Raw genomic sequence first — 14,229 nt, 5'->3', positions numbered from 1 at the left:
TCCCCCTTACCCGCGCAGGACGTCGATCATAGTGGAGATGGAAAGGCCGAGCAGAACGATGGCGGCGAGCTRCTGGATCCGGCGCAGCGGAGCAACCCGCAGCAGGAAGTGGCCAAAGGCGGCAGCCAGCCCAGTGACGGTGCACAAGGCCAGCAACGCGCCGACGCCGACGGGGATCGGGCGGTGGTAGCGGGCCGCGAGGGTGGCGGTGAGAATCTGGGTGAGATCACCGAACTCGGCGACGAGGACAACACCGAACGCCTCGACCCATACGCGTCTCGCGGCGGGTCCCCCGACGACGCCGGCGGCCTTGTGCCCCTCCAGTTCGGCGGGGTCGGCGGGGCGGGAACGCAGAAGGAGGACCGCACCGACGAAGAACAGCGCCCCGGCGACCAACTCGACAGCCCTTCGGGGCAGCGCCGCGACCAGGCCGCCGACGGCGGTGGCGACACCGACGTGTACTGCGAACGCTGCCCAAATCCCAGCGAGAACCGGCAGCGGCCGGTAGCGGGCGCCCAGAACGAGTGCTGCCACGAACGTCTTGTCCGGCAGTTCGGCCGGGAAGACCACAGCGAAGGCGGTCGCTGCAATGATGACATTGTCCACAGCGAGCCCCCGCCGGCCCGGGGCCAGCCCACCCCGGCAGGGCGGCGTGTGATGAGCCCCTTCGGGGGCTCCTGCCTGGTCGAACGRCATCCTACCCGGCCCGCGGACCTCACGAACCACGAAACACGCCCCCCGTGGGGACGCCGCAGCACAAGAAACGTTCGCCCGCTGGGGCTGGCAATCTTGGTTCGGGGTCCCRAAATCACCAAAGATGTCGTGGCCCTGTTGCGCAACCCCGACCAGATCGCGCTCTGCCTTGCCGATCCCGATCCCGCGGCGCCTGCCGTTGACGAGTTGCTCCGCTACGAGCCGCCCGTGCGGTTCACCCACCGGGTCGCGTTGGGTGAGCGTGAACGAAACGGGTGCCGAGCCGGACGTCACCGCCCCTCGCRCCGACGCGCCGCGGGTCGTCTTCGATGCTGGTCGCGGGCGCTCGCCCGCGGGTTCGACCCCGGCCCGCTCCACAGGTATTCAGGACTATTAGTGTGATTTGGGATTTCGTCAAACCTCAAACCTTTTGCTAGGCGTAAAGTTCGCATAATGCGAACCGGGCGATGCCCGCAGTGCGCCACCAGGCGTGCGAAGTCCTTCGGCCGGCGACGGGCGTACGTCCGCTCCACGGGGCCGTACCCCACCCGCCGGCCCGGTGCTCGGTGAGCACGGCGGGCAGCTCGACATCCAGGCCGAATTTCTCCGTCAACCCGGGCTACCCGGCCGTCTGCGGGGTGGTCGCCAGCCCGCGGTGTGGTCCTGGCTGAGGATGGCCGCCGCCCACCTCGCAGACGAACGTCCACGAGCCGTCATCCATCGGCGCGGGCTGGATGAACTCGTCCGGGTGGAAGGGGCGTACCTGTGTATCCACGCCACAGCTGCACGGGTCGCGAGCTGTGCGTCGCGCCGTATGCCGGTCCTGGCTGCAGTGCGCCGGAGACGCCAGCGAGGAGGTCTCGTCCATGAGCACTCCAGGGATCGGCCATCCGTTGTACCCGCCGCTGCGCCCCACGGTCACCGTCGAGGAGCTCCTGGCCGCGAGAGGTACCCAACCCATCCGCTCGCTCGACGACCTGGCCGCTGACACCTTCGATTCCGACGAGGAGCTCGACGAGTTCCTCGCGTTCACCTACGCCGAGCGTCGTCGCGACGTCGCCTGAGCCGTCGCCGTGCAGCCCGTCGTCCTTGACACCGACATCGCCTCCCTGAGTCACAAGCGCAGGCTCAGCAGRCCCGTGGCAACCCACCTGATCGGCCGCCGGCCGCTGATCACCTTCGTGACCTTCGGTGAGCTCACCAAGTGGACCGATCCGCGAGACTGGGGTAGTCGTCGACGTCAGGAACTCGCCGACTGGCTTTCGGGAATCCCTGTACTGCCCGGAGACGAAGCCGTCGCTGCCACCTGGGGCGTACTCTCCGCAGCCGCCACCCGGGCCGGACAGCCCCGTCCAGTCAACGACATGTGGATCGCGGCGTGCTGCCTCACCCACAATCTGCCGCTCGCCACCTTGAACCTGAAGGACTGCATGTACTTCAGGGATCATCATGGTCTACGGATTCTTGGCGAGGAGTAACCGCTGCTTCCGAACGGCGGGCCCCGGGGTCATGCGGTACGCCGTGGTGGCCGGCTGYGACGTCGCCACCGTGACGACTCAGCCGGGATCGAAGTCCCAGCAGAACACGCAGCGCGCCGGTTTCGACCTCCTCCACACCCGCGCCATCCTCAACGCGCGGCGATGTTGGCGGGCCAGCCCGAGGCTGTCCGGTCAGCCATGGAGAAGACCGGTGGCGGAAACGGCCGGCGCAGGTTGGCGCTGCTAAAAAGAGCCATGACCACGACGCCACGAATTCAGCAGTACCAGGGCGATCGACGCGAGCTCCGCCCTCTGTTCGAGCTGGCCGAAGACTCGGCCAGTCAACTCGACGCCTACCTCCACCTCGGCCACGTTCTGGTCGCGCTCCTCGACGACCGAATCGTGGGACATCTTCAATTCGTTCCCACCGGACACCCACAGACGGTCGAGATCAAGAACATGGCAGTGCTGAAGCCCCATCAGGGACATGGGATAGGCCGGGCGCTCATCGAGTCACTGGTCGAGCTTCTCGCGGGTGCTCCRGTGACCGCGCTGCTCGTCGCGACGGCCGCCGCCGACATCGACAACCTGCGCTTCTACCAGCGGCGCGGGTTCCGGTTCCGCTCGGTCGAACGCGACGCTTTCACGGCGGCGACGGGCTACCCCGGCTGCGTCGTCATCGACGGCATCGRGCTGCGCGACCGGGTCTGGCTTGACCTGGCGCTGCCCGCCACCGGGCCCCGCGTCGAAAACCGGGACCTTCTCCTGGCCAGCCGCCCCGGGTTGTTCGAAGCCGAGCACTGCCTCCCGCACACCGGCCTGGGCTAAGTAGGGAGCCGACCGGCCGGCCTGAGCAGGAACGTTGCGACCTATATCGCCGTGGCCATGATCCTCGGCATCTATTTCGCGCTGAGCTCCGGCACCGTGGACAGCATCGTCTACGACGTCGTCCTGGAGGAGACAGGCTCGAGCAAGCTCTACGAGACCTGGATCGRCCGGGTCACCATGATCGAGAACGGTGTTCTCGTGGTCAGCGCGCTGGCCGGTGGGGCGATCGCCGGCTGGGCCTCCGCGCGGGTGGCCTCCTTCGCCACCTTGCCGTTCGTGGCGGCTTCGGCCGTGGCGGTCTCGGCCGTGGCGGTCTCGGCCGTGGCGGTCTCGGCCGGTCAGGCTCGGGGCGCCTCGCCGAGAGGTAAGGCGGCATGAGAGCACCATTGGACGCTCACATGCAAYGGCCCAGGCGGCGTACTCCAGCCAAGTCTCGATGAGAGAGCTCGGGCGCGGCTCGGGTGGATATTGCTAATCGAAGATGTCGGCGGCAGTGACGGTGAGACATCCTGGCGGCGCGTTACGGATCTCCTCGCGAGCGCACAGCGCGAGGCGCGCCCGGGCAGAGCCTTCGGTCCCGCCACTGTCAGGGCCGGCAGCTCCGTCGTCTGTCTGGCGCTCCGAGGCTGCTGGAACGGCCGATGTAATAGCGTGAGCCTTTTCCAGGAGCCGRCTGGAGATCCGTCGACCGTCAACAGAGCGCGCCCACTTCGCCTCGCCGAACAGAACCGGGTGTCGGTCCCTGCCCGCGAGCACGACCGCATCGATCTCGTTCTGCCCACCCGCGTTCCAATAAGGCCCGACCGCGACGATGTCCCTGCCCAGCGCGCCGACGACCGCGAGTCGGCGTRGGTGCTCGCGAAACGCTTCCTCCCACGGTTTGCCGAGATGGTCGTCCAGACTCTCGATCAGTACTGGCAGCAGTGCTTTCCCTAATCCACGCTCGATCTCCGCGCGGTACCGAGACAGCACGCCGAGATAGAAAGCGAGGAAATTGTCGGCGATCCGGTAGACGCRCCGACGGCTGCGCGCTGGTTCGGTGACGGGCATCAGCCGTTCGACCAGCCGCAGCTCGACGAGCCGATCCAGAGTACGGGCCGGTTCAGCCCGAATATAGTCCTTGATCTCGTTGTACTGGGTGCGGCCCTCGGCGATCGCGTGGAGCACGGCCGCCGGGTATTCACCGTGCTCCACCTCGGTGGCAAGCACGAGTTGGCCCTCGGTGAGCAGCGGCGCCCCGGGCCGGCAGGCCAGCCGTAGCAGGTTGTCAGCGAGATCGGCGCCCTGGTCCCACCACGACAGATACAACGGAACTCCGCCAACCAGCCCGTAGACGAGCGCCCGGTCGGATGGCGTCAGGCTGGGCAGCATGAGTGCGGCCTCGTGCGGACGGAACGGATGCAGCGACAGTGACAGATCAAATCTGCCGTACAGAGGCGCCCGCTGCTCCTGTAGCGCGGTCATGTGCCGCACGGCCGACCCRCACACGAGCATCCGCAGCCTGGTCCGGCCGGCTGTTCGATCGAGGAAGGCCCGCAGGACTCCGGGCAGTTCGGGTGAGGTGGCGACGATCTCGGGAAACTCGTCCAGGATGACGAGGAGCGGCTCCTGCTCAGCCGCCGCGGCGAGGTCGTCGAGCGCGTCGTCCCAGTCGAGATAGGGACGAGCAGCGAGATCACGGATTCGCCCCGGTAGCGCGATGGCCGCCTGACGGGATAGTTGCGCCAGTTCCCCAACTGCCGCCCGACCGGCTCCGGTGTGGGACACCGACCGACGGCCCTGGGCGAAGCGCTGCAACAGCGCGGTTTTGCCGACCCGTCGCCGTCCCCCCACCACCGCCGGCCGGGGGTCGGTCGAGCGCCACCACGCCTCCAGAGCGGCGAGTTCGTCGGTGCGATTCACAAAGGCCACCGCCGCCCCGCCTCCCTCCAGCAACTCACACCACCTGTAACTTACTTGCTATGTAAGTTATACCCAGCGCCATCCGTACGCGGCTCGCGACATCCACGATTCTGTGATCTTTCCGCCTACCCGGCCGACAACCCTGACCGGATCGTGCTGCACGAGCTCATCCGGAGAGGGATCACGATGACGCCGCTCACGGACCACCTCGCCTACCGTAGGACCTCGTCCTGCGCGGCATCGCCAGCCTCCCGGTCCGCTTCAAACAGCACGCCGGTGTCCTCGGTCAGGTGCCGACGTAGGCCGCGAGGTGCTCGCCGGTGAGGGTGGAGCGGGCTGCGACGAGGTCGGCGGGGGTGCCCTCGAAGACGATCCGGCCGCCGTCGTGGCCAGCGCCGGGACCGAGGTCGATGAGCCAGTCGGCGTGCGCCATGACCGCCTGGTGGTGCTCGATGACGATGACCGACTTGCCGGCGTCGACGAGCCGGTCGAGCAGGCCGAGCAGCTGCTCGACGTCGGCGAGGTGCAGGCCGGTGGTCGGCTCGTCGAGGACGTAGACGCCRCCCTTCTCGGCCAGGTGGGTGGCCAGCTTGAGCCGCTGCCGCTCGCCGCCGGACAGCGTGGTGAGCGGCTGGCCGAGGCTGAGGTAGCCGAGCCCGACGTCGGCGAGCCGGTTGAGGATGGCGTGCGCGGCCGGCGTGCGCGCCTCCCCGGCGCCGAAGAACTCCTCGGCCTCGGTCACCGACATCGCGAGCACCTCACTGATGTCGCGGCCGCCGAGATGGTGCTTCAGCACCGATGCTTCAAACCGTTTCCCCTCGCACTCCTCGCAGGTGGTGGCGACGCCGGCCATCATCGCCAGGTCGGTGTAGATGACCCCGACGCCGTTGCAGGTGGGGCAGGCGCCCTCKGAGTTGGCGCTGAACAGCGCCGGCTTCACGCCGCCCGCCTTCGCGAACGCCTTGCGGATCGGGTCGAGCAGTCCGGTGTACGTCGCCGGGTTGCTCCGTCGCGAGCCGCGGATCGCGCCCTGGTCGATCGACACCACACCCGCGCCGGCTGGCCCCGAGAGATGGGGGATCGACCCGTGCACGAGCGAGCTCTTGCCGGAGCCGGCGACGCCGGTGACGACGACAAGCACCCCGAGCGGGATGTCGACGTCGACGCCGCGCAGGTTGTGCGCCGTCGCGCCGCGGATCGCTAGCCGGCCGGTGGGCGTCCGCACCGCCTCCTTGAGGGCGGCCCGGTCGTCGAGATGGCGGCCGGTGCGGGTGCCGCTGACCCGCAGCCCCTCGACGGTGCCCTCGAAGCAGACGGTGCCGCCCGCTGTTCCGGCGCCGGGGCCGAGGTCGACGACGTGGTCGGCGATCGCGATCGTCTCCGGCTCGTGCTCCACGACGAGCACCGTGTTGCCCTTGTCCCGCAGCCGTAGCAGCAGGTCGTTCATCCGCCGGATGTCATGGGGGTGCAGGCCCGTGGTGGGCTCGTCGAAGACGTAGGTGACGTCGGTGAGGGAGGAGCCGAGGTGGCGGATCATCTTGACCCGCTGCGCCTCGCCGCCCGACAGCGTGCCCGACGGCCGGTCGAGCGAGAGGTAGCCCAGCCCGATCTCCACGAACGAGTCGAGGGTCCGCCGCAGCGTGGCGAGCAGCGGCGCGACCGACGGCTCGTCGAGGCCGCGGACCCATTCGGCCAGGTCACTGATCTGCATCGCGCAGGCGTCGGCGATGTTGATCCCTTTGATCCTGGAGGACCGAGCCGCCTCGCTGAGCCGGGTGCCGCCGCAGTCGGGACAGGCGGTGAAGGTGACCGCCCGGTCCACGAACGCCCGGATATGCGGCTGCAGCGCGTCGGGGTCCTTGGCGAGGAACGACTTCTGGACCTTGGGGACCAGCCCCTCGTAGGTGAGGTTGACACCGTTGACCTTCACCTTGGTCGGTTCCTTGTAGAGGAAGTCCCGGAGTTCCTTCTTCGTGTACTGGCGGATCGGCTTGTTCGGGTCGAGGAAGCCCGACTCGATGAAGATCCCCACCGTCCACCAGCCGTCCACCTTGTAGCCGGGAATGGTGATCGCGCCCTCGGCGAGCGACTTGGAGTCGTCGAARAGCTGGGTGAGGTCGATCTCGGAGACCGTGCCCCGGCCTTCGCAGCGCGGGCACATGCCGCCGGCGCGGGTGTAGGTCTGTTTCACGGTCTTGGTCTTACCGGCACCGCGTTCGACCGTGACCGCGCCGGCCGCTCGGACCGAGGGGACGTTGAAGGAGAACGCGTTGGGCGAGCCGATGTGTGGCTCGCCGAGCCGGCTGAACAGGATGCGCAGCATCGCGTTCGCGTCGGTGGCGGTGCCGACCGTGGAGCGGGCGTCGGCTCCCATCCGCTGCTGGTCGACGATGATCGCGGTTGTCAGCCCTTCGAGTACGTCGACCTCGGGCCGCGCCAGCGTCGGCATGAAGCCCTGCACGAAGGCGCTGTACGTCTCGTTGATCAGCCGCTGCGACTCGGCGGCGATCGTGCCGAACACCAGCGAGCTCTTGYCCGAGCCGGAGACGCCGGTGAACACCGTCAGCCGGCGCTTCGGGATCTCGATGCTGACGTCCCTGAGGTTGTTCTCGCGCGCGCCGTGCACGCGGATCACATCGCTGCGGTCGGCAACGTGCGGCGCCGGCGACCGCGGGTCCGGCGACCGCGGGTCCGTCCTCGTGGCCGTGCTCATGGCCGTGCTCATCGTGTCTCCATCTGCCTGGTGCACGGGAGGTGCCTGGTGCACGGGAGGTGCCTGGTACACGGGAGGTGCCGTCGGGCCGGTTATGCTGCGATCGCCGGACGGCTCAGCGGAGCTCGTTGATGCGGATCAGGTTGCCCGCGGGATCGCGGAAGGCGCAGTCGCGAACGCCGTACGGCTGCTCGGTCGGCTCCTGGACGACCTCGGCGCCGCTGGCCTGCAGCCGCGCGAAGGTGCCGTCGAGGGCGGCGGTGGCCAGCGACGAGCAGCCGACCGCGAAACAGACCTCGGTGACACTCAGGTCGCCACGACGCAGCAGCGCCATTGCGCGCTCGATGCGCCGCGCCATCAGATAGGCGTACGGCGACTCGCCGTAGGCGAGCCGGAACTCGCGGCTGAGATGCCCGGCCGACATGTGCGCGCCGCGGGCGAGCGCCTCGACATCCAGCGGCCGCGCGTACTCCCGGTCGATCCGGTCGCGGACGCGGCGCAGCCGCGCGAGGTCGATCAGGCGCCGCGCCGCGACGGGTCTGCTCGTCACCTGCCAGATCGTGCCACATCGCGCCGAGCACGTGGACGGGCCGGGCAACGGACAGGTGAACGGTCCACTCCGCCGCGCCCTGGGTGGCGATGGGACCGTGCAGGTTCAGTACCGCGTCACGGATTCGCTCATGTGCCCTTCCTCGCTGCTGGAGTGGATGTGCCGACGGCGGGTCGTGGTTCGGTGAGCGTGGTTACGAGTTCGTCGATCAGATTCTCGTCAACGGGTTGGCTGGTGGCAAGCATCCGGTRCCAGATGACGCCGAAGACGAGGTCAGCGGCGGTGCCAGGGGAAGGGACGGGTGGCAGCTCGCCGCGGGTCCGGGCCCGGTCGAGGATGATCCCGAGCGCGTCACGGCGGCGCTGCAAGAACGAGGAGCGGAACCGTCCCCGGAACTCCTCGTCGATCTGAGCGTGGGCCATCAGTGCGCGCAGTGCATCGGCTACCCVCTGGTCACGGCCCAGCCGGAAGCTAGCCGTGAGGAAGGCACGCAGGTCGGCGGTGTAACTGCCCTCGTCCGGGATGGGCACGTGCAGGTCGGCCTTGGTGGCCAGCGCGTCAAGCAGCACGTCGGCCTTGGACGGCCACCAGCGGTAGATCGTCTGTTTGCCCGCGCCGGAGCGGGCCGCGATGCCCTCGATCGTCAAGCCTGCGTAGCCAACCTCTCCCACGAGCTCGATCGCCGCGGCAAGGATGGCCAGCCGGCTCTCCTCGCTGCGCTTGCGTCCGGGTCGGACCGGGATGGGGTGGTCGGTCACGGAGGCATGCTATCGTCAATCCGATACGAGACGTAACGGTTCGATTTAGGAGATCACGTGAGCGAGCACACCGCGCTGGTCGTCGGGGGAACGTCTGGGATCGGGTTGGCCACCGCCCGGCGGCTGCAAGCCCTTGGCGCAACGGTCCACGTTGTCGGCCGCGGCAAGCAGCGGCTCGATGACGTCGCGGCCAGCGACCCGGAGCTGATCGTCCACCGGGCGGACGGCGGCAACCGTGCCGAGATCAGCGCCGTCATCGAGACGATCGGCCGAATCGACTGGCTGATCATCAGCCTCAGTGGCAGCGAAGGTTCGGGATCTGTCRCTGACCTGGACTTCGACATGCTCCGCCGAGCCTTCGACGCGAAGTTCTGGGCTCACCTCACCACCATCCAGGCGGCTGTGCCGCACCTCACAGCGACCGGCTCCATCACGTTGCTCGGCGCGATCACCGCCCGCGCCGGAATGCCAGGAACCGCAGGCATCGCAGCCCTCAACGGCGCCGTCGAGGCCCTGGTCAAGCCGCTTGCTATGGAACTCGCGCCGATCCGGGTCAACGGCGTCTCCCCCGGCCTGGTCGACACCCCCTGGTGGAGTGGCATACCCGACGAGGCCCGGAAGGCATACTTCGCCCAAGCCGCCCAGGCGCTCCCCACCCAGCGGATCGCGACCGCGGACGACATCGCCGAGGTCACCGTCGTCGCAGCCAYCAACGCCAACCTCACCGGCACAGTCATCGAGACCGACGGCGGGGCCCGTCTCGTGTCGATGGGCTGACCAGCCTTCCAACCCGTCAGCGACGTCYTCTGCCGACAGCCCCGCGTGCAACGCGTCCAGCAGTCGCGGGGCAGCACCAGCGCGATCCCGTCAGCGGTGGTTGGTCAGCAGCCGCTTGACCACCTGGTTAGACGGGCCGGCCTGGATGGTGCCCAGCTCCCGCAGCACGGCCCGCGACCAGCCATCGGGAAGATCGCCGGCCGCCGTGTCACCGCTCCGCAGGACGATGCGTGCGACGTTCTCGTTCGCCCGGTCGGCGGTCCGCACCTGGCCCGCCGTCGCTGGGCACGGTGGCACCCGCGCGGGGGTGTGTAAGAACAACGGCTCTGCCAAGATTCCGGTGGTGACAGGCCCGGTCCCGGGATGCCACGCGGAGCTCGGCATCCCGGGGTCATCCCCCGGCGGACATCGCGGCCCCGGGAACCGACCGATAGTCGGCKAACACGGTGGGCCGGTCAGGTGGCCGGTCAGGTGGCCGAGGTCTGCGCGAGCAGCCCCTCGAGCGCCGGGCCGACGATCCGCTTGAACATCCGTCGGGTCCGGGTCCGGTCCAGCATGCCGACCTCCAGGTTGGCGGCCGCGAGGACCCGCTCGCCGTTCTGCGGCAGGCCCGGGGGCACCCCGACGGTCAGGGCCTGCACCGCGACACGCAGCGCCTCGGCGAGCGGCTGGCCGTCCCGGTGATGCTCCTTCAGCGACGTCGTGACCTGCTCGGAGGCGCCACCGATCGCGACGAAACCCCGCTCGTCGGCGATCGACCCGTCATAGGTCAGCCGGTAGATCTGGTCGTCGGCGATCGAGGTGCCGACCTCGGCGACGACGATCTCGACCTCGTAGGGCTTGACGCTCTCGCTGAAGATCGCACCGAGGGTCTGCGCGTAGGCGTTGGCGAGCGCGCGGCTGGTCACGTCACGCCGGTCGTACATGTAGCCACGCGAGTCCATGAGGCGGATGCCCGCCGTCCGCAGGTTCTCGAACTCGTTGTACTTGCCGACCGCGGCGAACGCGATGCGGTCGTAGATCTCACTGATCTTGTGCAGGGTCGCCGACGGATTCTCGGCGACGAACAGGATCCCGTTCTCGTAGGTGAGGACGACGACGCTGCGACCCCGCGCGATGCCCTTGCGCGCGTACTCGGACTTGTCGCGGACCTGCTGTTCGGGGCTCGCGTATCCGAACGGCATGGTCACGTCAGCCTCCCGAGTTCGTCGAACGGTCCGCGATGATGGCCGTCACCACCGGTTCTATCTCATCGTCGGCATAGCGACGGTAGCCGTCCGCCGTCACGACCGCGACGATCGGGTACAGCTTGCGGATTACGTCCGGCCCGCCGGTCGCCGAGTCGTCGTCGGCGGCGTCGTAGAGGGCCTCGACGCTGATCCGGACGGCGTCGTCCTGGCTGAGATCGGACCGGAACCGCTTCTTCAGTGAACCCTTCGCGAACACCGAGCCCGAACCGATCGACTCGTACGTGCGTTCCTCCGACTTCGCCGCCGCGATGTCGTAGGAGAAGATCCGCCCTTTGCCCGTGTCGAGGTCGTACCCGGCGAACAGCGGGACGACGGCGAGGCCCTGCAGGGCCATCGGCAGGTTCCCCTTGACCATGGCCGCCAGCCGGTTGGCCTTCGCGTCCAGGCTCAGCGTCGACCCCTCGATCTTCTCGTAGTGCTCCAGCTCCACCTGGAACAGCCGGATCAGCTCGGCGCCGACCCCGGCGGTGCCGGCATACCCCACACAGGAGTAGTCGTCGGCGTGATGGACCTTCTCGACGTCCCGCTGAGCGATCATGTGCCCCTGTGTCGCGCGCCGGTCACCGGCCATGATCACGCCACCGGGAAACGCCACCGCCACGATCGTCGTGCCGTGCGCCACCTCGGTGACCGGCCCCGGCAGGCCACTCCGGGCCCCCGGCAGCAGGTGCGGCGCCGACCGCGACAGGAAATCGGCGAACGACGATGTTCCCGGCGTCATGAACACAGCCGGTAGGCGCCCGGCGGCCCCCAATGGATCAGCCACGCATCCCCCTTCCGATAGTCGGTCACGTGGGCCGCGCGCCCGGGGCGTCCCCGAGGCTCCCGGCCCGACGTTACAGATGAAGCACAACATAGGGCTATCGCCCCCCGAAGCTGGCGGGCAGGCCGGTCGAACGGGTCGGCCGGGTCGGCCGGGAAGGCGGTCACGGCCGCGCGTGCGGCCCGCCGACCTGCACCGGGGCACGCGGGCGGTGCGGGGCCGGACCCMCGCGGAACGCGGCCTCACCCGGCGGCGTCGACCCCGCCAGAGCTACCACCGCCGGGCGTCATCCACGGCGCCCGATACCGCCGGCTACCGGACCGCCGGCTACCGGACCGCCGGCTACCAGACGGCCGGCTACCAGACGGCCGTTACTGGCCGCCCTTCTGGACATAGCCCTTCACGAACTCCTCGGCGTTCTCCTCCAGGACGTCGTCGATCTCATCGAGCAGGGAATCGACGTCCTCGGACAGCTTCTCGTGCCGCTCCTTGAGGTCGGAGGCACTCGTGTCCTCGGTCRCGACGTCGTCGATCTCCTCCGCCCGACGGTCCGCGCGTTGCTGCCCRCCGCCGCTGTCCCTGGTGGCCATGAAGCCCTCCTTCGATCGCCTGGCGCGACACTATCCCGCCCCACCGACACCATCCGTTCGATCGGTGAGAGGTCCACTCCATCACGAACCAGCCGCTACGTCGCGACGTCCGCCCAGGGCGCAACGTGAACCTCCTGCCAGGGATCGGCGCCGGCTCTCCCGACCGGGATCGGCGCCGGCTTTCAGCGGCCGGCGAGCGCATCCACCAGATCACTCGCCGTGGGGCAGCGGGTGAGCAGCTCGCCCACGTGCGCCTTCGTGCCGCGCAGCGGCTCCAGCGTCGGCACCCGCTGCAACGAGTCCCGACCGATGTCGAAGATGACCGAGTCCCAGGACGCGGCGGCGACCTGCTGCGGGTAGRGCGCGAGGCAGCGGCCCCGGAAGAAGGCGCGGGTGTCCTCAGGAGGCTCGGTCATCGCCCGGGTGACCTCCTCCTCGCTGACGACGAGATCGAACCGGCCCCGGGCCACCAGGCGGTTGTAGAGGCCCTTGTCCGGACGGACGTCGTGGTACTGCAGGTCGACGAGCTCCAGCCGCGGCGAGTCCCAGGCCAGGCCGTCCCGCGACCGGTAGCCCTCCAGGATCGACAGCTTCGCGACCCAGTCAAGCTCGCGGACGCAGCTCATCGGGTCGACCTCGAGGCGGCCGAGGATCGACTCCCAGCGGGAGAGCACGTCGGCGGTCTGGCTGTCGACGTCGGCACCGAACCGGTCCTCGACGTACTTGCGGGCCTGCTCGAAGTACTCCATCTGCAGCTGCACCGCGGTCATCCGACGACCGTCGCGCAGAGTAACCAGATGCTTGAGGGAGGGATCGTGCGAGATCGCCCGCAGCGCCGCCACGGGCCCGTCCACCGACAGGTCCGCGGTGAACCAGCCGTCCTCGATCATCGAGAGGACCAGGGAGGTCGTTCCCACCTTCAGGTAGGTGGCGACCTCGCTCATGTTCGCGTCGCCGATGATGACGTGCAGCCTGCGGTACTTCTCCGGGTCGGCGTGCGGCTCGTCCCGGGTGTTGATGATGGGCCGCTTCAGCGTGGTCTCGAGCCCCACCTCGACCTCGAAAAAGTCGGCCCGCTGGCTGATCTGGAACCCCGGCTCCCRGCCGTCGACACCGATCCCGACCCGCCCGGCCCCGCAGACGACCTGACGGGAGACGAAGAACGGGGTGAGGTTACGGACGATCTCCCCGAAGGGCGTCGACCGTGCCATCAGGTAGTTCTCATGGCATCCGTACGAGACGCCCTTGTTGTCGGTGTTGTTCTTGTAGAGGTAGACCGGCTTGGAGCCGGGCACGGACAACGCCCGGCGGGCGGCCTCGGCCATCACCCGCTCCCCGGCCTTGTCCCACAGCACGGCGTCGCGAGGGTTGGTGACCTCGGGCGAGGAGAACTCCGGGTGCGCATGATCGACGTAGAGCCGCGCCCCGCTGGTCAGGATGACGTTGGCCAAGCCGAGATCGTCCTCGTTGGCCGGGGCGCTCGGATCGACCGCCGGCTCGCGGGGCAGTTCGAAGCCYCGGGCGTCGCGCAGCGGTGACTCCTCCTCGAAGTCCCATCGGGCGCGGCTACCCGGCGCCGACGTTCGACTGGCATACGAGTTCACCACCAACGACGAAGCCAACATCTGATTGGTGTTCGGCTGACCGGGCACCGATACGCCGTACTCGGTCTCGATCCCCATGATCCGACGCGCGCTCACTCTGCAAGCGTAGGTGCTACACGGGCGGTCGGTTAGCCGGACGTCTGCCTTGTTTGCTCTGGGCCGCTCGGGATGACACGTCCGCAGCCACGCCTATCGTCAGAATTCGGTGGCGACACGGTAGTCCGACCGACCGGCGTCCACCGCGGATGCGGGCGGGAGGATACACCCAGGGGTGCCAGTGCCGCGATGCCCAACGCAACGCCGCGATGCCACCCAGAGCACCG

Annotated in this window: 15 protein-coding genes and 1 pseudogene; 6 read left to right on the top strand and 10 right to left on the bottom strand. The window is 68.8% G+C overall.

The features are described from left to right. Positions 1-6 precede the first annotated feature (6 nt). Positions 7-606: a TMEM165/GDT1 family protein gene (locus tag Manayef4_RS19985; protein ID WP_070132799.1), complete on the bottom strand. Its 600-nt coding sequence runs from the start codon at positions 604-606 to the stop codon at positions 7-9. Between the two features lie 953 nt (positions 607-1,559). On the opposite strand from Manayef4_RS19985, the gene Manayef4_RS19980 reads away from it, so the two are divergent. The 5 genes and pseudogenes from Manayef4_RS19980 to Manayef4_RS19965 all read left to right on the top strand — a co-directional run bounded on the left by Manayef4_RS19980 (position 1,560) and on the right by Manayef4_RS19965 (position 3,377). Next, the gene (locus Manayef4_RS19980) at positions 1,560-1,757 is read left to right on the top strand and encodes a hypothetical protein (protein WP_023841078.1); all 198 of its coding nucleotides are present in this window, start codon (positions 1,560-1,562) and stop codon (positions 1,755-1,757) included. A gap of 9 nt (positions 1,758-1,766) precedes the next feature. Next, entirely contained in the window at positions 1,767-2,171 is a 405-nt protein-coding gene (locus Manayef4_RS19975; protein ID WP_011437014.1) for a type II toxin-antitoxin system VapC family toxin, read from the top strand. A gap of 49 nt (positions 2,172-2,220) precedes the next feature. Continuing rightward, positions 2,221-2,418 (top strand): annotated as a pseudogene (locus Manayef4_RS26800) (hypothetical protein); the annotation flags it as partial. Between the two features lie 8 nt (positions 2,419-2,426). Beyond that, positions 2,427-2,999 (top strand): GNAT family N-acetyltransferase, encoded by a 573-nt coding sequence (locus Manayef4_RS19970; RefSeq protein WP_070132797.1) that lies wholly within the window; start codon positions 2,427-2,429, stop codon positions 2,997-2,999. Between the two features lie 51 nt (positions 3,000-3,050). Continuing rightward, positions 3,051-3,377 (top strand): hypothetical protein, encoded by a 327-nt coding sequence (locus Manayef4_RS19965; RefSeq protein WP_070132795.1) that lies wholly within the window; start codon positions 3,051-3,053, stop codon positions 3,375-3,377. A gap of 93 nt (positions 3,378-3,470) precedes the next feature. On the opposite strand, the gene Manayef4_RS19960 is transcribed toward Manayef4_RS19965, so the two are convergent. From Manayef4_RS19960 to Manayef4_RS19945, 4 genes are all read right to left on the bottom strand, one after another. Then, a complete protein-coding gene (locus Manayef4_RS19960) occupies positions 3,471-4,910 on the bottom strand; it encodes an ATP-binding protein (RefSeq protein WP_254665753.1) in 1,440 nt (479 codons plus the stop codon). Positions 4,911-5,187: 277 nt separating this feature from the next. Further along, complete coding sequence (locus Manayef4_RS19955) at positions 5,188-7,614, bottom strand: excinuclease ABC subunit UvrA (RefSeq protein WP_070132791.1); 2,427 nt, start codon at positions 7,612-7,614, stop codon at positions 5,188-5,190. 115 nt (positions 7,615-7,729) lie between these two features. Continuing rightward, positions 7,730-8,164, bottom strand: coding sequence for a helix-turn-helix domain-containing protein (locus Manayef4_RS19950; protein ID WP_139140155.1), 435 nt, complete (start codon positions 8,162-8,164; stop codon positions 7,730-7,732). A 128-nt stretch (positions 8,165-8,292) separates the two neighbouring features. Further along, entirely contained in the window at positions 8,293-8,922 is a 630-nt protein-coding gene (locus Manayef4_RS19945; RefSeq protein WP_083282579.1) for a TetR/AcrR family transcriptional regulator, read from the bottom strand. Positions 8,923-8,979: 57 nt separating this feature from the next. Between Manayef4_RS19945 and Manayef4_RS19940 the strand changes: the two genes are divergently transcribed. Next, a complete protein-coding gene (locus tag Manayef4_RS19940; RefSeq protein WP_070132789.1) occupies positions 8,980-9,699 on the top strand; it encodes an SDR family oxidoreductase in 720 nt (239 codons plus the stop codon). Between the two features lie 90 nt (positions 9,700-9,789). On the opposite strand, the gene Manayef4_RS25200 is transcribed toward Manayef4_RS19940, so the two are convergent. The 5 genes from Manayef4_RS25200 to dop all read right to left on the bottom strand — a co-directional run bounded on the left by Manayef4_RS25200 (position 9,790) and on the right by dop (position 14,002). Then, positions 9,790-9,966: a hypothetical protein gene (locus tag Manayef4_RS25200; RefSeq protein WP_157493378.1), complete on the bottom strand. Its 177-nt coding sequence runs from the start codon at positions 9,964-9,966 to the stop codon at positions 9,790-9,792. 200 nt (positions 9,967-10,166) lie between these two features. Beyond that, the gene (gene prcA, locus Manayef4_RS19930) at positions 10,167-10,889 is read right to left on the bottom strand and encodes a proteasome subunit alpha (RefSeq protein WP_023841072.1); all 723 of its coding nucleotides are present in this window, start codon (positions 10,887-10,889) and stop codon (positions 10,167-10,169) included. A gap of 1 nt (position 10,890) precedes the next feature. After that, complete coding sequence (gene prcB / locus Manayef4_RS19925; protein WP_023841071.1) at positions 10,891-11,715, bottom strand: proteasome subunit beta; 825 nt, start codon at positions 11,713-11,715, stop codon at positions 10,891-10,893. Between the two features lie 368 nt (positions 11,716-12,083). Further along, complete coding sequence (locus Manayef4_RS19920) at positions 12,084-12,302, bottom strand: ubiquitin-like protein Pup (protein WP_070132787.1); 219 nt, start codon at positions 12,300-12,302, stop codon at positions 12,084-12,086. A 182-nt stretch (positions 12,303-12,484) separates the two neighbouring features. Continuing rightward, positions 12,485-14,002, bottom strand: coding sequence for a depupylase/deamidase Dop (gene dop, locus Manayef4_RS19915; RefSeq protein ID WP_349257457.1), 1,518 nt, complete (start codon positions 14,000-14,002; stop codon positions 12,485-12,487). Positions 14,003-14,229: the final 227 nt, after the last annotated feature.

Source organism: Frankia sp. CgMI4 (assembly GCF_001756285.1).
Lineage (GTDB): Bacteria > Actinomycetota > Actinomycetes > Frankiales > Frankiaceae > Frankia > Frankia casuarinae.
Note: the sequence above shows the minus strand (reverse complement) of the source record. Positions and strands in the feature narration are given on the sequence as shown.